The organism is Methyloversatilis discipulorum (assembly GCF_000385375.1).
Taxonomy (GTDB): domain Bacteria; phylum Pseudomonadota; class Gammaproteobacteria; order Burkholderiales; family Rhodocyclaceae; genus Methyloversatilis; species Methyloversatilis discipulorum_A.
Genome location: NZ_ARVV01000001.1, coordinates 1,493,061 through 1,513,099, shown reverse-complemented (window position 1 = coordinate 1,513,099; position 20,039 = coordinate 1,493,061). Strand labels below are relative to the sequence as shown.

15 protein-coding genes and 1 pseudogene are annotated in these 20,039 nt (G+C 66.9%); 9 read left to right on the top strand and 7 right to left on the bottom strand.

What is annotated here, in order from left to right; all coding sequences use genetic code 11:
- The first annotated feature begins 71 nt into the window (after positions 1–71).
- The 3 genes from lysS (at position 72) to METRZ18153_RS0107180 (ending at position 5,280) form a co-directional block, all read left to right on the top strand.
- The gene (gene lysS, locus METRZ18153_RS0107190; protein WP_020164085.1) at positions 72–1,571 is read left to right on the top strand and encodes a lysine--tRNA ligase; all 1,500 of its coding nucleotides are present in this window, start codon (positions 72–74) and stop codon (positions 1,569–1,571) included.
- Between the two features lie 96 nt (positions 1,572–1,667).
- Complete coding sequence (mnmC, locus tag METRZ18153_RS0107185) at positions 1,668–3,530, top strand: bifunctional tRNA (5-methylaminomethyl-2-thiouridine)(34)-methyltransferase MnmC2/FAD-dependent 5-carboxymethylaminomethyl-2-thiouridine(34) oxidoreductase MnmC1 (protein ID WP_029143611.1); 1,863 nt, start codon at positions 1,668–1,670, stop codon at positions 3,528–3,530.
- A gap of 160 nt (positions 3,531–3,690) precedes the next feature.
- A complete protein-coding gene (locus METRZ18153_RS0107180) occupies positions 3,691–5,280 on the top strand; it encodes a methyl-accepting chemotaxis protein (RefSeq protein WP_020164083.1) in 1,590 nt (529 codons plus the stop codon).
- A 132-nt stretch (positions 5,281–5,412) separates the two neighbouring features.
- Here METRZ18153_RS0107180 and METRZ18153_RS21280 read toward each other — a convergent pair whose 3' ends face one another.
- The 3 genes and pseudogenes from METRZ18153_RS21280 to METRZ18153_RS0107170 all read right to left on the bottom strand — a co-directional run bounded on the left by METRZ18153_RS21280 (position 5,413) and on the right by METRZ18153_RS0107170 (position 8,615).
- Positions 5,413–6,000, bottom strand: coding sequence for a methyl-accepting chemotaxis protein (locus METRZ18153_RS21280; RefSeq protein ID WP_415857702.1), 588 nt, complete (start codon positions 5,998–6,000; stop codon positions 5,413–5,415).
- A 297-nt stretch (positions 6,001–6,297) separates the two neighbouring features.
- Positions 6,298–7,449 (bottom strand): annotated as a pseudogene (locus METRZ18153_RS21275) (FIST signal transduction protein); the annotation flags it as partial.
- A 203-nt stretch (positions 7,450–7,652) separates the two neighbouring features.
- Positions 7,653–8,615 carry an NAD(P)/FAD-dependent oxidoreductase gene (locus METRZ18153_RS0107170; protein WP_020164081.1) on the bottom strand — a complete coding sequence of 321 codons (963 nt, stop codon included), beginning with the start codon at positions 8,613–8,615 and terminating at the stop codon, positions 7,653–7,655.
- Positions 8,616–8,778: 163 nt separating this feature from the next.
- Here METRZ18153_RS0107170 and METRZ18153_RS0107165 point away from each other — a divergent pair, with 163 nt between their 5' ends.
- The 6 genes from METRZ18153_RS0107165 to METRZ18153_RS0107140 all read left to right on the top strand — a co-directional run bounded on the left by METRZ18153_RS0107165 (position 8,779) and on the right by METRZ18153_RS0107140 (position 16,492).
- Positions 8,779–11,229, top strand: a complete 2,451-nt coding sequence (locus METRZ18153_RS0107165; RefSeq protein WP_020164080.1) for a circularly permuted type 2 ATP-grasp protein — start codon at positions 8,779–8,781, stop codon at positions 11,227–11,229.
- Positions 11,226–12,164, top strand: coding sequence for a transglutaminase family protein (locus METRZ18153_RS0107160; RefSeq protein WP_020164079.1), 939 nt, complete (start codon positions 11,226–11,228; stop codon positions 12,162–12,164). The genes METRZ18153_RS0107165 and METRZ18153_RS0107160 overlap by 4 nt, the downstream gene beginning before the upstream one ends.
- 127 nt (positions 12,165–12,291) lie before the next feature.
- Complete coding sequence (gene rpmE, locus METRZ18153_RS0107155; RefSeq protein ID WP_020164078.1) at positions 12,292–12,504, top strand: 50S ribosomal protein L31; 213 nt, start codon at positions 12,292–12,294, stop codon at positions 12,502–12,504.
- A gap of 137 nt (positions 12,505–12,641) precedes the next feature.
- Positions 12,642–14,303, top strand: coding sequence for an ArnT family glycosyltransferase (locus METRZ18153_RS0107150; protein WP_020164077.1), 1,662 nt, complete (start codon positions 12,642–12,644; stop codon positions 14,301–14,303).
- 30 nt (positions 14,304–14,333) lie between these two features.
- A complete protein-coding gene (gene pgi / locus METRZ18153_RS0107145) occupies positions 14,334–15,926 on the top strand; it encodes a glucose-6-phosphate isomerase (protein ID WP_020164076.1) in 1,593 nt (530 codons plus the stop codon).
- Positions 15,923–16,492: a tetratricopeptide repeat protein gene (locus tag METRZ18153_RS0107140; protein ID WP_020164075.1), complete on the top strand. Its 570-nt coding sequence runs from the start codon at positions 15,923–15,925 to the stop codon at positions 16,490–16,492. The genes pgi and METRZ18153_RS0107140 overlap by 4 nt, the downstream gene beginning before the upstream one ends.
- 9 nt (positions 16,493–16,501) lie before the next feature.
- On the opposite strand, the gene pdxH is transcribed toward METRZ18153_RS0107140, so the two are convergent.
- From pdxH to aceK, 4 genes are all read right to left on the bottom strand, one after another.
- Positions 16,502–17,134, bottom strand: coding sequence for a pyridoxamine 5'-phosphate oxidase (gene pdxH / locus METRZ18153_RS0107135; RefSeq protein WP_020164074.1), 633 nt, complete (start codon positions 17,132–17,134; stop codon positions 16,502–16,504).
- A gap of 14 nt (positions 17,135–17,148) precedes the next feature.
- Positions 17,149–17,583, bottom strand: a complete 435-nt coding sequence (locus METRZ18153_RS0107130) for a DUF192 domain-containing protein (RefSeq protein WP_020164073.1) — start codon at positions 17,581–17,583, stop codon at positions 17,149–17,151.
- 94 nt (positions 17,584–17,677) lie between these two features.
- On the bottom strand, positions 17,678–18,250 hold the full coding sequence (locus METRZ18153_RS0107125) for a pseudouridine synthase (protein WP_020164072.1): 573 nt from the start codon (positions 18,248–18,250) through the stop codon (positions 17,678–17,680).
- On the bottom strand, positions 18,247–20,025 hold the full coding sequence (aceK, locus tag METRZ18153_RS0107120; RefSeq protein WP_020164071.1) for a bifunctional isocitrate dehydrogenase kinase/phosphatase: 1,779 nt from the start codon (positions 20,023–20,025) through the stop codon (positions 18,247–18,249). Before aceK ends, METRZ18153_RS0107125 begins: the two co-directional genes overlap by 4 nt.
- Between the last annotated feature and the right edge of the window lie 14 nt (positions 20,026–20,039).

Genomic DNA, 20,039 nt, shown 5'->3' with positions numbered 1-20,039 from the left:
ATCGGCGAAAATCGCGGGCTTTCGCTTTTGCTGCGCACACTTGCGTGCGCGGTCCACCTTTCGAGCCCATCATGACCGACCACGCCGCACTGCCCGCCGACGACGACAACCACATCATCGCGGAGCGGCGCGAGAAACTGCGCCAGTGGCGTGAAGCCGGCGGCGCCTACCCGAACGACTTCCAGCGCACGCACTACGCCGGCGAAATCACCGCCCAGCACGCAACGGCCACCGCCGAGTCGCTGGAAGCGCATCCCGAGCGCGTGCAGCTGGCCGGCCGCGTCATGCTGAAGCGCGTGATGGGCAAGGCCAGCTTCGCCACCATCCTGGACATGTCGGGCCGCATCCAGCTCTACGTGACCAACGACGGCGTCGGCGAAGAGGTGCACGGCGCCTTCAAGCACTGGGACCTGGGCGACATCGTCGGCTGTTCCGGCACGCTGTTCCGCACCCGCACCGGCGAACTGACCGTGAAGTGCGACGCCATCCGCCTGCTGTCCAAGGCGCTGCGCCCGCTGCCGGAGAAATTCCACGGCCTGTCCGACCAGGAAGCGAAGTACCGCTACCGCTACCTCGACCTGATCACCAACGACGACTCGCGCGCCACCTTCGTCGCGCGCAGCCGCATGATGAGCGCCATCCGCGCCGAAATGACGCGCCAGGGCTTCCTCGAAGTCGAGACGCCGATGATGCACCCCATCCCCGGCGGCGCCGCGGCCAAGCCCTTCAAGACCCACCACAATGCGCTCGACATGGAGCTGTTCCTGCGCATCGCGCCCGAGCTTTACCTGAAGCGGCTGGTGGTCGGCGGCTTCGAGAAGGTGTTCGAGGTGAACCGCAACTTCCGCAACGAAGGCATCAGCCCGCGCCACAACCCCGAATTCACGATGATGGAGTTCTATCAGGCCTACGCCGACTACCGGCAGCTGATGGACTACACCGAATACCTGCTGCGCCACTGCGCCGAACAGGCGCTGGGCACGACCAAGTTCATGTATCAGGGCCGCGAACTGGACCTGGGCCAGCCCTTCCACCGGCTGACCATCGTCGAGGCCATCCGCAAGTACAACCCGCAGTATTCCGAAGAACAGCTGGCCGACGAGACTTTCGTGAAGCAGGCCATCGTGACCCACGGCGAGAAGGTGAAGCCGGGCGGCCTCGGCTCGCTGCAGCTGCAGCTGTTCGAAGCCTGCGCCGAAGCACAGCTGTGGGAACCGACCTTCATCATCGATTACCCGGCGGAGGTGAGCCCGCTGGCGCGCCGTTCGGACGCGCAGCCGGAGATCACCGAGCGCTTCGAGCTGTTCATCGTCGGCCGCGAGATCGCGAATGGCTTCTCCGAGCTGAACGACCCGGAAGACCAGGCGGCCCGCTTCCTGGAACAGGCCAAAGCCAAGGACGCCGGCGACGAGGAAGCGATGTATTTCGACGCCGACTACATCCGCGCGCTCGAACACGGCCTGCCGCCGACCGGCGGCTGCGGCATCGGCATCGACCGCCTGGTCATGCTGCTGACCGATTCGGCCAACATCCGCGACGTCATCCTGTTCCCGCAGATGCGTCGCGAGTAAGCGCCCCGGCCCCGACACGGCCCCCGATGAACGCCGATCGAACCGATGCCCGCAGCGCCGGTCCTGATCGGCGTTCTGCTTTTCATTGACTGCACCATGTCCCGACCTCTTCAGCCTCTGGTTCCGGCCCCGCTCGAATTCGCCGACGACGGCACGCCGCGCTCGGCCGCTTACGGCGACGTCTATCACTCGTCGGAGGGCGCGCTGGCGCAGGCGCAGCACGTGTTCCTCGCCGGCAATGGCCTGCCCGAACGCTGGGCCGGCCGCGAACGCTTCGTCGTGCTGGAGACCGGTTTCGGCCTCGGCCTGAATTTCCTCGCCACCTGGCGCGCCTGGCGCGACAGCCCGGACCGTTGCGCACGACTGCACTTCGTGTCGGTCGAGAAGCACCCGTTCGCGCAGTACGACCTGGCCATCGCCTACCAGCGCCTGCTGCCGCCGGACATGGCCGACATGGCGCAGAAGCTGGTCGAGCGCTGGCCGCTGGCGGTGCGCGGACTGCATCGCATCGAGTTCGACGGCGGCCGCGTCATCCTGACCCTGGGCCTGGGCGACGCCGAGCACCTGCTGCCGCAGTTGACGCTGCGCGCCAACGCGATCTTTCTCGACGGTTTCTCGCCGGCGAAGAATCCTGAACTGTGGTCGCCCTACATATGTAAACAGCTGTCGCGCCTCGCAGCCGCGGACGCCACGCTGGCGACCTGGAGCGTCGCCTCCGGCGTGCGCGACGCGCTTGCCGGCGCCGGCTTCGTCAGCGAGAAGCAGGCCGGCTTCGGACCGAAGCGCCACATGCTGACCGGCCACCTGCACCCGGGCGCGCAGGCCGCTGCACTGCGCCACCGGCCCGAGCCGACGGCGCCGAAGCGGGTGGCAGTGATCGGCGCCGGCCTCGCCGGCTGCACCGTCGCCGAGCGACTGGCCGCGCGCGGCACCGAAGTGCTGCTGATCGAGCGCCACGCAGCCCCGGCGCAGGAGGCGTCGGGCAATGCGGCGGGCGTGCTGCGACCGATGATCGCCCGCGACGACAGCGTGATCGCGCGTTTTTCCCGTGCCGCCTTCCTGCACGCATCCGCCCACATGAGGCGGCTGGCTGGCGAAGGTCGGCCGCTGAAGTGGGGGCCGACCGGGGTGATGCAGATCGCCCACGACGCGGAACACGAGCACCTGCAGCGCGAGGTATGCGAAACCGGCGCGCTGCCGCAGGCGCTGGTGCGCTACCTGTCGGACTGGGAAATGACGCGGCGCATCGGCTATCCGGTCGCACTCGGCGGCTGGTGGTTCCCGCGCGGCGCCTGGGTGAATCCGGCCAGCCTGTGCGACGCCAATCTAGAGCGCGCCGGCGCCGCGGTCAGCCGGCTGATGTCCACTGAGGCGCTGTCGCTGACCCGTGACGCCGACCGCTGGTCGGTAAGCACCGCCGCCGGCACGCTGATCGACGCCGACGCGGTGGTGCTGGCCAACGCGGCAGACGCCTGTGCCCTGCTGCCGCACCCGCTGCCGCTGACCCGCGTACGTGGCCAGGTGACGCGGCTGCCGCGCAGCCTGCTGCCCAATCTGCATGTGACCGTGTGCCGCGAGGGCTACATCTGCCCGACGCCGGACGGTGACCTCAATCTCGGCGCCAGTTTCGATATCGGCGACGCCGATACTGCGGTGCGCGAGGACAGTCACGCCGGCAATCTGGCCCGCCTCGAACGCCTGCTGCCGGAGGCCTGCACGCCGCCGCAAGCTGCAACACTGCCTGGCCGCACCTCGTTTCGGACTGCAACACCCGACCGTCTGCCGCTGATCGGCGAAACGGGCGGCCTGCACCTGCTGACCGGCCTCGGTGCGCGCGGCTTGGTGTGGAACGCGCTCGGCGCCGAACTGCTCGCAGCAAGGCTTTGCGGCGATCCTTTGCCGCTCGAACGGGATCTGGCACTGGCGCTGAGCCCGGCGCGCTTCTCGCCGGACAATTGACCGAAATCAACCCTTGCGGGAAAAATTTCACATCTCAGTGAAGCTTTCCGGATGGAAGCCGTTAATGGCTCATGCCTCCGGAATTGCGTGACCGTTCGCCTTGCTTGCATGAAGCCCGACAGTCCTTTCCGGGAGGGATCACGCCACCTGGAGAGTCGCCGTGAAAATAAATCTGCCCGTCACGCAGAAAGAAGTCTTCCTTGAGCCCGGGAAACCCATCGTCACCAAGACTGACCTGAAGGGCGCCATTACCTACGCCAACGAGTCCTTCGTCAGCATCAGCGGCTTCAGCCGCGAGGAACTGGTCGGCCACAACCACAACGTCGTGCGGCACCCGGACATGCCGCCCGAAGCCTTCGAGGACCTGTGGCTCACCATCAAGGCCGGTCAGCCGTGGCGCGGCCTGGTCAAGAATCGCTCGAAGAACGGCGACCATTACTGGGTCGAAGCCTTCGTCACGCCAATCATGGTCGATGGCCGTACGGTCGGCTACCAGTCGGTGCGCAACGCGCCCAAGCGCGACGAAGTCGCCGCCGCCGAAACGCTCTACCGCGCGGTCCGCGACAAGACCGCGAAATTCCCCCGCACGCAGATCAGCAAACCCAGGCTCGGCCTGGCCGGCCGCGTCTGGCTCGGTGCCGGCGTGACGTCGGCGCTGGCTCTGGCCGGCGGCGCAGTCGGCGGGGTGTGGGGCCTGGGCCTGTCCGGCGTCGCCGCCGCTGTGGCACTGGGCACCGCCGCCTGGCAGAACAGCACGGTTGCCGGCCGCCTCGACACGCTGCACCGCACCATGCTGGAACTGGACGAAGGCAAGCTGGCCAAGCAGATCGAGGCGCCGCCGGGGCCGCTGCGCCCGCTGTTCGTCGCGATGGAAGTGATGCGCATCCACCTGCGCGCGATGTTCGCCGACGTACTGGTGAACGCGCGCGAAGTCGACGACCGTTCCAAGGAACTGAACGACGCGATGCGCGCGCTGATCAAGGCCACCGGCGCCCAGGGCGAGAACGTGATGCAGGTCGCCGCGGCGATGGAAGAAATGAGCGTGTCGATCAACGAGGTATCGAGCAATACCGACCGCGGCCTGGAAGCGGTCAAGCGCACCGAGCACAGCGCGCAGGACGCGATGAAGACGATGGAAGCGGGCATCGCCAGCAGCCATCGCGTGGTCGGCGTGGTGACGCAGTCGCAGGAGCGGATCGCCGAGGTGAACGCGTCGGTCGAGAAGATCCGCGAGGTATCGCAGGTGATCAATGACATCGCCGAACAGACCAATCTGCTGGCGCTGAACGCGGCCATCGAGGCGGCGCGCGCAGGGGAACAGGGTCGCGGCTTCGCCGTGGTGGCCGACGAGGTGCGCAAGCTGGCCGAGCGTACCCGCACCAGCACCAAGGACATCGGCTCGGCGGTGACCGACATCATCCAGCTGGCAGGTTCGGCGGTCGACACGATGAGCGCGACGGCAGGTGAAGTGGCCCGGTCGACGAGCGAAATCGAGGCCAGCAGCGCCGGCCTCCAGGGCATCTGGGATGCCAGCCGCGAAGCCGCCAACTACTCCGAGGAAATCACCCAGATGCTGCGTCAGCAGTCGCTGGCCTCGCACGAGGTGGCGTGCAGCATGGAGCGCATATCGAGCACGGTGGAACAGACCAACTCGAGCGTGCAGTCTGTCGGCGAGGCGGCAAACCGCCTGCATTCGACGTCGAGCGAACTGCGCGAACTGGTGAAACATCTGGAACAGGCGCTGCACTGATACGGACCGCCGCCGTGCCGATCAGGCTCGGCGGCTTCCGCGATCGCGCGCACTTCCGACCCACTTCCCCCTTGGCGACAGCGCCCGCCCACAGCGGAGCTGTCGCCTTTTCACGTCGACCGCACGGCCCTCTCAGGCGCGCACAGCATGGGTTGCGCCGGTCAGCCCCTTCAGCACGTCGGCCACGCCACGCGTGTGCCCGGCCACGCCGGCGGTTTCGCTGCTGTAGGTATCGATGGTTTCGAGCACCTGGGTCAGACCTGAAACGCCAGTCGATTGCGCTTCTATCATCTGCGCCACGCGCACGATTTCCGCCGCCAGCGCGGAAATGTCCTTGCCGATGACGCCGGCGCTGTTGCGCGACTTCTCGGCCAGCATGCGGACCTCGTCGGCCACCACGGCGAAACCGCGACCGGCCTCGCCGGCACGCGCCGCCTCGATGGCCGCATTCAGCGCCAGCAGATTGGTCTGATCGGCGATCTGCTGGATCATTTCCACCACGCGCTGTATGCGGTCGCTGGCGTGCGACAGGTCGCGCGCACTGCTGCCTACTTCGTTCGCCTGCCCGGCCAGCGTATCGACGGTGCGCACCGCGGTCTGGATCACGCCCTGCTGGTCGCTCAAGCGCGTCGTGAGCTCTCCCACCGAGCCATATAGGTCGTTGGCACAGGCTTCGAGCTGGCTCGCGGTCGCCTCACGCGTGCGCTGGGCGTCAAGCATGATTTCGCCGAGGTGGTTCAGGTCACGCACCACCGGCACCATGCTCGGATCGACGTTGCCCGGATCAAGCCGGCTGCCGAAATTGCCGGCACGGTAATCGCTGATCTGCTGCACCATGACACGCGACATGCCGGCCAGCTTGGCGTTCTGCCGGCGCAGGAAGAAGGCCTTGAACTCGCCGTAATGGGCGACGAAGTTGTCGACGTATTCGTCGCGGAACACCTCGCCCTGCTGCAGCCGGAAGAAGAACACGGCAGTCAGCGTCTGGTTCAGGTTCAGGCCGAGGATTTCGCCGAAGGTCGAGAAACCGGCGACGTCGATGCCGCCGAACACGCGGTCCAGCCCGCTCAGTTCGGCGCCGTTGTAGAGGCGGCGCAGCACGCAGTCGTTGAACATGCCGGCCAGCGGCTGACCCGGCTTGTTCGACATGAAGGCGCGGAAATCGCGTTCGGTGGTGGCGGCGAACGGCGTGCGTCGCACCAGCACCAGTTCTTCGCCCGGCGCCACGTCGCAGTAGAAGTCGACGCGGTCGTGATCAAAGTCGAGCGTCGCGACCGAGCGCACGAACAGTTCGCCATTGACGCGTATCGCGAAGGAGTGACTGTCGAGCTTGGCCGACAGCTGACTGCGCTCGCAGCCGAAAGTCCTGCACAGCGCGTCGATCAGCGACACCGCGCGGCCGTCCTCGTCGATCACCAGATTCACCTGGCGACGTTCGACCGAGGCGCTGAAGATCTGGAAGCGGGTCTGCGTGGCTTCGAAGTTCTGGCTCTTGAACACGCCGAAGCGCACTTGCGGCGCCATCTTCAGGAAGGTCACCAGCACGTGGTTGTTGAGCCGGCGGCTGCCGTCGTGCAGCCAGGTGTCCTTGAAGTCGAGCTTGCCGCCGGCCGAGCCGCCGACGAACAGACAGGGAAAGCGGCCGGCTTCGTAGAGCGCTTCCATGAAGAAGGACTCGGAGTTCGACAGGCCGTCGAACAGCACATAGGCGAAGGTGTCGCGGTGATCGATGTCCATCGCCACCTGCGCACCCTGGATGCTGCGCACCAGACGCTCGATACGCTCGCGGTAGTCCATCACGCGACCGTTCTGCCGCAGATCCTCGCTGGCCAGCGGTATCGCCACCACCTGCGCCTGAGCGATCACGCTGCGGTCGAACAGTTGCAGCACGACGCGATCGCGTCCGTCCGACGCGGCACAGTACAGCGATGAACCGGCGGCGCTGCACAGTTCGCCGGCGGTGGTGCTCAGGGTCAGCGCAACACCCGGAAAGCGGGCCTTGATGGCCTGTGCGACGCGGTCGATGTCGACGTCCGGTGCGACATATCCGCTGATGAACGAGGGCGTGGCGCGTACCGCGGCGAGGCGCGATTCCAGCTCACCCGATCGCGTCTGCAGCGTTTCGATGCCTGCGCGCCCGTTCTGTGACTGGCGTCCGAATAGTTTCATCTCTCTCTCCCTGAATTCCCGATCGGCAATGCGGTGGCGCGTCGATCAGCATTTACCAACGGGAGCGGCCCACTCGACTTTATGGCTGAGAAACGAAAATTTTCCAGGCGTGTTCAATCTCTGGACACTTTTTCTTCAATGAACACATGGGTTTAACGAAGTCGGACATGGTGCGGGGCAGCACGACAGCTGCCGCGGGCATTTCAATCGATCAGGCCCAGTACGCGGTCGGCCAGCGCGTTGGCGCTGTCGAAGGCGTCCTCGATGCGCTCGCCCAGACAGCCATCGGAGGCGTAGCCAAGCTTGCTGTCGGCGTCCCACAGACAGGGTCGGCCGAGCGGCCGGATCACGCGGGCGTAGCGCCAGCGATGGGCGCAGCGATGAAGTGGCGTCGCAGTGCACCCGGTGGCCGCAGCGAAGGCCTCGAACAGCAGGGCTTCGATCTCCTCCGGTGAGCGCTCGAGATTGTCCTGCGACCACTGCGCGTCGGCATGCACCACCCAGCACTCCTGCGCGGGGTCGCGCTGCGGTTTGCTGCTGTCACGTGCCGCCCAGTTCAGCGCACCGCCGGCGTCGAAGCGCAGGCAGTCTTCAGCCTCGATGCGCTCGGCGAACGACAGCATCAGCGTCCAGCACGGCGCGTAGCGGATGTCCTGCATGGCGTCGATGAAAGGCTTGATGTCCATGCCGGCACAGCGCTCGAACAGGCCCGCCGCCTGCGGCGCCGGCAAGGTGACCAACACCGCATCGAAACAGTCAGCCAGCATGCCGGCCTCGCCAGCCAGCCACCAGCCGAGGCGGTCCGCCCCCATGCCGGTGATGGCGATCTGCGAACGTATCTCGGCGCCCCACAGCAGGCGCGGCGCCAGCGCATTCATCCCGGGCACGCCGACCCAGCGCGGATCGCCGTCGATCGCGGCGGCAGGCCACTGCGCGATGACGCCGGCGCGCTGCCAGTCGGCGAGGCGCCCCTGCAAGGCCTCGCCGCGCACCGACATGAACTGCGCGCCGTGATCGAAGCGCAGCCGACCGGCCGCGCGCGTGGCCATGCGACCGCCAGCTGCACGGCCCTTGTCGAACACCTGCACCGAGCGCCCGGCGTCGATCAGGCGCCGCGCGAGCGTGCATCCCGCCATGCCCGCCCCGATTACCGCAATGTTGTGCATTGTTGCTGTCCCTCTATTTATCAGTGCATCACCTCCGTGTGCGAAGCGGATCATGCAAGGTCTGTGCTAGGGTCTGCTCTCATCTGATTCGTGCGCTACGCGCACGGCTGGCGCAACGCAGTGCGCACACGACCACGAGTCCCGCACCAAGACAGCAACACCGATGCCCCGCCAACTGCTCGAGCACTACCCGCAAACCGGACCACGCTACGACGAACTGCTGTCCGCTCCGTGGACACTGCGCCCGCACTGGCGCGCGCTGTTCGACACCCTGGTGCGTGCGCGCCCGGAACAGATGCAGGAGAGGCTGGCGTCGGTGCGCCGGCAGATCCGCGAGAACGGCGTCACCTACAACGTCTACGCCGATCCACGCGGCGTCGAGCGCCCGTGGGAACTGGACGTACTGCCGCTCGTCATCCCGCCCGACGAGTGGACGCAGATTTCTGCCGCGATCGCACAGCGTGCGAAGCTGCTCAACCTCATCCTGCAGGACGTGTACGGGCCGCAGCAGATGCTGGCCGAAGGCCTGCTGCCGCCTGCGCTGGTCTATGGTCACGCCGGTTTCCTCAGACCCTGTCACGGGCTGAAGGTGCCGGGCGACATCCACCTCCACCTGTACGCGGCCGATCTCGCGCGTTCGCCCGACGGCCGCTGGTGGGTGCTCGCCGACCGCACGCAGGCGCCGTCGGGCGCCGGCTACTCGCTGGAGAACCGGCTGGTCATCTCGCGCGTGTTCTCGGAGCAGTTCCGCGATCTGCACGTCGAGCACCTTGCAAGCTTCTTCGCCACGCTGCGCGACACGCTGGCGCAGCATGCCCCGGAGGGCGACGGTCCGCCGCTGACCGTGCTGCTGACGCCCGGCCCCTACAACGAAACGTATTTCGAGCACGCCTATCTGGCGCGCTACCTCGGCTTTCCGCTGGTCGAGGGTTCGGATCTGCTGGTGCGCGACGGCAAGGTGTGGCTCAAGCACCTGTCCGGCCTGCGGCGCGTGCATGCCGTACTGCGCCGCCTCGACGATGACTTCTGCGACCCGCTCGAACTGCGTGCCGACTCCGCACTCGGCGTGCCCGGTCTGGTCGACGCGGCGCGACGCGGCAATGTGCTGATCGCCAACGCGCTCGGCTCCAACCTGCTGGAGACCGGCGCCCTGCTCGGCTTCCTGCCCCGGCTGTGCGAGCGTCTGCTCGGCGAGCCGCTGGCCATGCCCTCGCTCGCCACCTGGTGGTGCGGCGAGGAGGCGGCGCTGGAAGACGCCATCGCCCGCCTCGACACGCTGGTGATCAAGCCGGCCTTCCCGCAGCTGCGCATCGATTCGGTGTTCGGCGCCGACCTCGACCGCAAGTCGCGCGCCGCACTGATCGCGAAGATGCGCGCGCGACCGCACCACTACGTCGCCCAGGAACTGGTGCAGCTGTCGCAGGCGCCGGTGTGGGACACCCAGCACCCGCGCCGGCTCGCGGCGCGCGCGGTCGGCCTGCGCGTGTTCGCCTGTGCTTCGCCCGAAGGCTATGCCGTGATGCCGGGCGGACTCGCCCGCGTGGCGTCCGACCGCGACGCGCGGGTGATCGCGATGCAGCGCGGCGGTTCGAGCAAGGACACCTGGGTGCTGACGCACGGCACCGTCAACACCTTCAGCCTGCTGCGTCGCTCGGTGTCGCCGGCCGAGCTGGTGCGTGCTGGCAGCAATCTGTCCAGCCGCGTGGTGGAGAACCTGTTCTGGTTCGGCCGCTATTGCGAACGCTGCGACAACGGCGCGCGACTGCTGCGCGCAACCATCGCCCAGCACATCGAGCTGGACGACATTCGCGACCACGCGCTGACCGCACTGTGCCAGCACAACGGCCTGCTGCCCACCGAGCCGGGTGACGACATCGGCGCGGCGCTGCGCGCCGCCGCGCTCGATCCGGAGGCACCGGGGTCGCTGGCCGGCGGTCTGCACCAGCTGTCGACCGTTGCGTTCAATCTGCGCGAGCGGATGTCGCTCGACAACTGGCGGGTGATCAGCCGGCTGACCGACGAGTTGAGCACCGCCCAGCCGAGCGAGCCGGGCGAAGTGCTGGAGCGGCTGGACCGCTGCGTGCAGGCGATGATGACGCTGTCCGGCTTCGCGCTCGACGGCATGACGCGCGACCAGGGCTGGCGCTTCCTGTCGATGGGCCGTCGCATCGAGCGGCTGCAGTTCATGTGCGCCGTGCTGCGCCACGCGCTGGCAGCGGCCGGCGACGCGCCGGACTGGCTGCTCGAACTGGCCGACAGCACCATCACCTACCGCTCGCGCTACATGACGCGGCCGCAGTGGCTGCCGGTACTGGATCTGCTGGTGTGCGACGAGACGAATCCGCGCTCGGTCGCCTACCAGGCGCTTGGCCTGACCGATTATCTGGCGCGGCTCGCCGCCCAGTTCGGCGCGCTGGAGCCGGCCGCACTGTCCGACGCGGTGGCCGAACTGCTGTCGCTGCGGCCGGAGGCCGACCTGCACACCGGCTCGACCCGGCTCGATACCCTGCTCGAACGACTGGGCAGCGCCGCCTACGCGCTGTCGGAACAGCTCGGGCTGCGCTTCTTCAGTCACTCGGGCGGCGTGTGGACGGGCACCGAGGAGCGCCGATGACGCAGGTCCGCTATCACGTGCTGCACGAAACGCATTACCGCTACGCCTGGCCGGTGTCGATGTCGCGCCAGCTGCTGCATCTGACGCCACGCGAGACGCCGCGTCAGACGACGCTCGCGCACCGGGTCGACATCACGCCGGTGCCGGCCGAGCGCGAGCGCCGGACGGACTACTTCGGCAATCGGGTCGAGCACATTTCGGTCGGCGCCGCGCATGAGGAACTGGCGGTGCTGGCCACCTCGACGGTCGACGTGAGGCGCATCGGCGACGCGCCGAGGCCGCAGTCGCCCGCCTGGGAACACGTGCGCGACCGCCTTCACCAGGTCGGGCCGGCGCCGCTGCTCGAGCCCTGTCAGTACCTGTATGCCAGCCCGCACATCGAACCGCTGGCCGCACTGGCGCGCTATGCGCGGCTCGACTTCCACCGCGATCGGCCGCTGTTCGACGCCGCCTGTGCGCTGATGCGGCGCATCCACCGCGATTTCGAATTCGACCCCGAAGCCACCACCGTGAGCACGCCGCTGGAAACGCTGCTCAAGCAGCGACGCGGCGTCTGTCAGGATTTCGCCCACTTCATGATCGGTTGCCTGCGCTCGCTCGGTCTGCCGGCGCGCTATGTCAGCGGCTATCTGCTGACACAGCCACCGCCCGGCCAGCCGCGCCTGATCGGCGCCGACGCGTCGCACGCCTGGGTGTCGGTGTTCTGTCCGGGCGCCGGCTGGCTCGATTTCGACCCGACCAACTGCGTGCAGCCCGACGACCAGCACATCACGGTCGCCTGGGGACGCGACTTCAGCGACGTCACGCCGATGCGCGGCGTCATCCTCGGCGGCGGCGAGCACGTGGTCGAGGTCCGTGTCACCGTGATGCCGGAGGACGATGCACGGCCCGCCTGCACCTGCGCTGACACCATGCAGCCCCTTGAACCGGAATGAAAATCCGTCCATAATCCGCGTTTTTCCTCCGCGGGTACCGTCTGCACAGCCGTCAGGCTCAGCCGACCCGGGGTTCGATGATCCGCACGAGGCTGCCCGCCTTCGCGCGCTTGAGAAAGAAACCAGCATGAAAGAAGGCATTCACCCCAGCTACGAAGTCGTCGCAGTGACCTGCTCCTGCGGCAACAGCTTCGAAACCCGTTCGACGATGGGCAAGCCGCTGCACATCGAAGTGTGTGCCTCGTGCCACCCGTTCTATACCGGCAAGCAGAAGATCGTCGACACCGCCGGTCGCGTCGAGCGCTTCCGTCAGAAGTACGCAAACGTGCCGCGCAGCTGATTCCAGCCCAGCGCAGCAGCAAAAAGGCAGCCAATGGCTGCCTTTTTTGTTTCTGCACTTGCCGGATCGACCGTCGCCCGCCCCACGCGCGGCGGAGTCCCCATAAAATCCGGGCCACTGTTCACTGATCGTCGTCGATGTCACTTCCTTCGCAGTCCTACCCGGCCCGCCGTCCGCTGATCGGCGACCCACCCGAAACCGGATTCGTTATCGCGCTGTGCCTGGTCTACCTGCTGACCGGTCTGTTCGGCCGCGATCCGTGGAAGGGCGACGACGCGCTGAACATCGGCGTGGCACTGGGCTTCGCCCGCGAGGGGGGATGGCTGATCCCGCAACTGGCCGGCCAGCTGTGGCTGGACAGCCCGCCGCTGTTCCATTGGCTGGCTTCGCTGACGGGTCAGGCGGCGGGATGGGTTGGCATCAGTTTCGCAGACGGCGCGCGCCTTGCCAGCGCCTTCTTTCTTGCCCTGTGGCTGCTCGGCAGTGCCGGCGCCGCGCGCGAACTTTACGGCGCGCCAGCGGCACGCATCGCACCGCTGATCGGCATCGCCAGCATCGGCGCCGTCACCCACCTGCATGACGCGCAATCGTCGACCACGCTGCTGGCCGCACTCGGGCTGGGCATGTGGTCGCTCGCACTGATCGCGCGACGACCGCTCCAGGGCGCGCTCGTGCTGATCGTGGCGCTGGCCATCTCCGGCCTCGGCACCGGCCTGTGGCTGACCGCAGTGCTGCTGCTGACCGCCGCCGCCATGCCGCTGCTGCCGGTATGGCGCACGGTCGCAACTTCTGCACTGCGCATGAGCGCCCTGCCTCTGGCGATGGCGGTCGGTACATTGCTCGCCGCCAGCTGGCTGATCGCCCTGCAGCTGGAACGACCAGAGCTGGCCGCCCGCGTCTGGGCCGACGACCTGCAGCGACTGCTGCCGGATGCCGAACACCTTGCTGGCGGTGCAGGCAGCTGGGCCAAGGTGCTCGCCTGGTACGCCTGGCCGGCACTGCCTGTCGCCGGCTGGGCCCTGTGGCAGCGCCGCGAACAGTGGCGCTCGCCGGTGCTGACGCTGCCGCTGATCGTGCTCCTGCTGCTGTTCATCCAACTCGCCGGTGAAGGTGCGGCCCGCAACCAGCGGGCACTTCCCTTGCTGGCACCGCTGGTCGTGCTGGGCAGCGCCGGTCTGCCCCGGCTGCGCCGGGGCGCCGCGAACGCACTCGACTGGTTCGGTGTCATGACCTTTTCACTACTGGGCGTCATCATATGGCTCGGCTGGATAGCCATGACGACAGGCTGGCCGGAAAGGCTGGCGCGCACCTTCGCGCGGCTGGAACCGGGCTTCGAGATGTCGATATCCTTGCTGGCACTGGCAGCCGCCGTCATCATGAGTGCCGCATGGATATGGCTGCTGTGGCGTTCGCCACGAACGCCGACACGTGGGGCCGTCAGCTGGGGCTGCGGCATGGTATTGATATGGTTTCTCGTCAGCAGCCTGTGGCTGCCGTGGATAGATTACGGTCGCAGCTATCGCGACGTGGCGCGGATGATCGGCGAGCACCTGCCGGCGCAGCATGGCTGCGTCGCCTTCACCGGCCTGCAGGAAAGCCAGCGCGCGGCGTTCTATTACTTCCTCGATCTGAAGCCGTTGAACATCGCGGGCCGATCGGGGCAGCAATGCGACCTGCTGCTGGCCTACCACGGCCGGGGCGGCAAGCCGCCGTCGCTGGACGGAAGCTGGACACTGAAGTGGGAAGGCCGCCGGCCCGGCGACCGGCACGAGCGCTTCCTGCTGTACGCAAGACACTGAAACGAAGGGTGACACGAGGCGCCGGATGACATGAACCTGTTGATGCAGACCTCCGCCTGGCCCGCATTGCGATCAAAGGCGATCCAGCTGTCGCGCGTGCACCTGCGCAACTTCTTCGAGCAGGACTCCGACCGTTTCACGCGCTTCTCGCTGCGTTACGACGGCTGGCTGCTCGACTACTCGAAGCAGCGCGTCGATGGCGAAACGATGGCGATGCTGATGGATCTGGTCAGTGCGCTCGACCTGCCGCGCGGCATCCGCGCATTGGCGGCCGGCGACCAGATCAACTTCACCGAGCGTCGCGCCGCGCTGCACATGGCGCTGCGCGCCCGCGACGGCGCGCACGCCGACGTCGTACGTGACTGCCGCGCTTCGCTCGAACACTGGGTGCGGCTGATCCGCAACCGCGAACTGCTCGGCGCAACCGGCCAGACCATCACGCACATCGTCAATCTGGGCATCGGCGGCTCCGACCTCGGGCCGCGCCTGGCGATGGAAGCGCTGGAGCCGCAGATCAACGGTCCGGTGGTCAAGTTCGTCGCCAATCTCGATCCGGCCGCCCTCGACCTCGCACTGCGCGACTGCAAACCGGCGCACACCGCCTTCGTCATTTCGTCGAAGAGCTTCACCACGCAGGAAACGCTGGCCAATGCGCAGGTCGCGATGAAATGGCTCGCCGATGGCCTGGGCACGGCCGGCGTCGGCCAACACCTGTTCGCCGTCACCAACCGCCCGGCGGCCGCCCAGGAACTGGGCGTGCCGGCGCAGCGCTGCCTCTTCCTGCCGGAATGGGTCGGCGGACGCTATTCCGTCTGGTCCTCGATCTCGCTGCCGCTGGCCTGCGCCATCGGCATGCAGGCCTTCGGCGAAATGCTCGACGGCGCGCGCGACATGGACGAGCACTTCATGCGCGCGCCGATGAACGCAAACCTGCCGGTGCTTTTCGGCCTGATCGACTTCTGGAACGCCAGCGGCATGGGTCTGGAAACGCTTGCGGTGCTGCCCTACAGCCACCTGCTGCGCAGTCTGCCGTCCTACCTGCAGCAGCTCGAAATGGAGAGCAATGGCAAGCGCTGCACCTCGACCGGCGAACTGAGCCGGGCGCCCACCTCGCCGGTGGTGTGGGGTGGCTCCGGCATCGTCGGCCAGCACGCCTACCACCAGCAGCTCTACCAGGGCACGCGGATGATGCCGATGCACTTCATCGTGCCGCGCGTGGCGCGCGACGAGCGCAGCCGCATGGTGCAGCTCAATGCGCTGGCGCAGAGCGCCGCGCTGATGCGCGGCAAGACGCGCGACGAGGCGATGGACGAACTGAAGCGCAGCGGTCTGTCGGAGCAGGAGGCCACGCGGCTCGCGCCGCACGTCGCCTGCCCCGGCAACCAGCCGAGCACCACGCTGCTGATGCCGGAACTGACGCCCCGCACGCTGGGCCAGCTGATTGCGCTGTACGAGCACAAGGTGTTCGTGCAGGGCTGGCTGCTCGGCATCAACAGCTTCGATCAGTACGGTGTCGAGTACGGAAAGCAGATGGCGCGCGCGCTGGCGTCGGGCCGACTGCCGCCGGATGCCGACGCGTCGACCCGCGGCCTGTTCGAGGCACTTGACCACCCGGGCGCATGAGCGCAGCGCTGGGGCCGGCGATCAACTATGCCGCCGGTCAGCTGTGGGCACTTCTGCGGCGGAACGAACGGGCCATTGCCGCCTTTCGCCGCTGCACAGCGGTCGACCCGGCGCATGTGGCCGCCTGGCGCATGATCGGCTTTCTCTGTCAGCAGGATGAGCGACGGCACGACGAGGCCCTGCTCGCCTTCGAACGGGCGGTGGAACTCGCTCCGGACGACGCCATCAGCCGCTACAACTTCGGCTTCCTGCTGCATCGCCAAGGCGAACTCGAGCATGCGCTGGCGCAGATGACGGCAGCCGTGCAACTGCGTCCGGCGCTCGATCAGGCCTGGTACGGCTGCGGACTGCTGCTGAGCGAACTGGGCCGACCGCAGGAGGCGCTGGTCGCGTTAAGACGGGCGGTCGAACTGCAACCCTTCAACGGCAGCGCGAGTTACGCGCTGTGTCGAGCCTGCCAGGCCGTCGGCGACGAGGAAGGCCTGCTCGCCGAATATCGCCGCATCGGCCAGTACGACCCCCGCACCGCCCGCAGGCTGGAGAAGGAAATGGGCTTGTCCGACTGAGGCGCTGGTTCAGGGCGCCAGTCGGACACGTGTCCAGTCCGCTCCCTGGCGGCGGTAGAGCAGTCGGTCGTGCAGGCGGTCGCTGCGTCCCTGCCAGAATTCGATCGCATCCGGATGCAGCCGGTAGCCGCCCCAGTTTTCCGGGCGCGGCGGCGTCGAACCGAAGCGCTCTTCGAATTCGCGCACCCGCCTGACCAGCGATTCGCGACTGGGAATTTCCCGACTCTGCGGCGACGCCCAGGCTCCCAGCCTGTTGCCCACCGGGCGCAGCGAATAGTAGGCGTCAGACTCTTCCGCACTCACCTTGCTCACCGTGCCCTCGATCCGGATCTGCCGCTCCAGCGCAGCCCAGAACAGCAGCAGGCTGGCGTGCGGATTGGCCTCCAGCTCGGCGCCCTTGCGACTGTCGTAATTGGTGAAGAACACGAAGCCGTCCTCGCCATAGCCGCGCAGCAGCACGATGCGCGCACTGGGCCGCCCGTCCGCTCCGACCGTGGCCAGCGTCATCGCGTTCGGATCGCGCTCGACCACGCGGCCGGCTTCGGCAAACCAGAAGCGGAACTGGTCGAGTGGATTGTCGGCCGCTTCGGTCTCGTCGAGCGAACCGCTGGTGTAGTCGATGCGGTGATGTATCGGGTCCATGGAGTCTCCTTTTCTCATTCCGGCGCGGGCGCGCGTTCGATTCCCGCGATGCGCGTGCCGGCCTGGAGCTTGCGCGCGGCAAACCAGCCGATATTGGTTTCCAGCGCATAACGCGCCGGACGCTCGGCGCAATGCGATGTTTCGGTCTGCGGCTGCATGTCCGCGATGTTGATGATGTGGCCCTTGTCATCGATGAAGGCGACGCTGAGCGGAATCAGGGTGTTGCGCATCCACATGCAGTGCTTGGCCGCCCGGGTGAACACGAAGAGCATGCCGGCATCGGACGGCATCTCGGTCCGGTGCATCAGCCCGGTCATGCGCGCCGCGTTGGTGTGCGCGACTTCAGCCTTGATACGGTACATGCCCACACCGAGTTCGAGCGTGGGCATGTCGGCGCAGGCACTCAGTGCGCTCAGCGCAAGCAGGCTGCAGAGTAGCGATTTCTTCATGACAGGCAGAACACCCCGATGGTGAATGATGAATGATGCGCGCCAACGACTTCTTGATCGATGTCAGCCCCCGGCGGATGCCCTGAACGGGCCCTCATGCGCGCGCGCGCCGTCCGGCGAGAAGCCCGGCCTCGGCGTCCCGCCATTGACCGGGCTGCAGCGAACCGAGTTGCCACGGACCGATGGCGACACGTATCAAGCGCAGCGTCGGGTGGCCGATGGCCGCCGTCATCCGGCGCACCTGCCGGTTGCGTCCCTCGCTGATGCCGATCTCCAGCCAGCAGGTCGGCACCGACAGCCGATGGCGCACCGGTGGATCGCGCGGCCACAGATCGGCCGGCTCGGCGATGCGCTCGACCGAGCACGGCCGGGTCGGACCGTCCTTCAACTGCAGCCCGCCGCGCATCCGTTCCAGTGCCGCCTCGTCCGGCTCGCGCTCGACCTGCACCCGATAACGCTTGACCAGCTTGTGCTTCGGATCGGTGATCCGGTGCTGCAGCACGCCGTCGTCGGTCAGCAGCAGCAGACCTTCGCTGTCGGTATCGAGACGTCCCGCCGGATACACCCCGGGCACGTCAACGTGGTCGGCCAGCGTCGCATGCATGCCATCCGGCGAAAACTGGCAGATCACGCCATAGGGCTTGTTCAGCAGGATCAGACGGCTCACGCACTGGCCACCGGCTGCCCCTGCAGGTGACCGAAGCGGCGCGCGAAACGCAGTTCCTCCGGGTAGGGGAAGAAGTCCTGGATGTAGCCTTCGCGGATGCGCTGCTGCGTCTCCTGCCAGAACTTCACGTCCAGCAGATCGCGGTGATACTTCAGGAAGGCCGCACGCACCTTGGGCGTCGACAGCAGGAAGGTGGCGAACTCCTCGGGGAAGATGTCGTTGCGCTGCACCGAGTACCACACCTCGCCGGACATTTCGTACTCCGGGCTGGGCGCCGGCGGAATGCGGCGGAAGTTGCAGTCGGTCAGGAATTCGATCTCGTCGTAGTCGTAGAACACCACGCGACCGTAGCGGGTGACGCCGAAGTTCTTCCACAGCAGATCGCCCGGGAAGATGTTGGCGACCGCCAGTTCGCGGATCGCGTTGCCGTACTCGTACACGGCGTGGTCGATCTGCTCCTCGTTCGCCGTTTCCAGGAAGATGTTGAGCGGAATCATCCGTCGTTCGATGTAGCAGTGGCGGATGACCAGCGTGTCGCCATCGCGCTCAATCATCGACGGCGCCAGCTGGTCCAGCTGTTCCAGCAGTTCGGGCGAGAAACGGTGGGCCGGCAGCGCGATGTCCGAGTACTCGATGGTGTCGGCCATGCGGCCGACACGGTCCACCTGCTTCACCATCAGAAACTTCCTCTTCACCGTTGCCCGGTCGGTGTCCTTCGAACTGCCGAACTTGTCCTTGATGATCTTGAATACATACGGATAGGACGGAAGCATGAACACCAGCATGACCAGACCGCGGATGCCTGGCGCCTCGACGAAGTTGTCGTTCGAGTGACGCAGATGGTTGATCAGGTCGCGGAAGAACATCGTCTTCCCCTGCTTGCCCAGCCCGAGCATCGTGTAGAGCTCCGAGCGCGGCTTCTTCGGCATCAGTGTGCGCAGGAAATGCACGTTCGCCGAAGGCACCTGCATGTCGGCCATGAAGTAGGCGCGTGACAGCGAGAACATCACGCTGACGCGCCATGGCTCCAGCAGGATGGTGTCGAGGAAGAGCCCGCCCTTGCGGTCGTGCAGCACGGTGACCATGAACGGATATTCGAGATGACCGTTGATCGCCTTGCCGATCACGTAGGCTGCCTTGTTGCGGTAGTAGGCGGAATTCAGCACCTGGATCTGCAGATTGGCCTCGCGCGCGGGCCAGTCACCGCCGACATGTTCGAGCGCGGCACGCATGATGTAGTCGACGTCGCGGTCCAGGTCGGTGAAGTGCCGCTGCCAGTCGAAGTCGACGAAGATCTGCTTCACCGCGGCGCGCAGACCGGTCTGGTTCGGGTAGTAGCTGCGCCAGGTCGGCGGAGAGCTCTCGATCAGTTCGGTCGAGATCGCCGGGCGCACGAAGATGAAGTCGTTGTGGAAGTACTTGCGATGCAGGATTTTCGTCGTGACCGAATTGAAGAAGGTCTCGGCCAGCTCCGGTTGCCGGTGGTTCACCAGCAGGCCGATGTAGAGCAGCTTCACCTGCTGCCAGGTGTTGTCGTCCAGCGAGTCGGCGTGGAACTCGTTGTGCAGCCGGTCCACGCACTCGCGCACTCGGTCGTCGTAGTACTGGATGCGCTCGCGGATGCAGCGCTGCTGCCCCGGCCAGTCCGCCTGTTCGAACCGTTGCTTGGCCGTACCGCTGACAGCACGGAACAGCGTGTAATGCTTGTCGAAGCCGTCAATCAGCGCCTGCGCGATGGCCAGCGCAACCTGGTTCTGCCCGGCAGGAAGGTTCATGGCAAGTCCGCTCG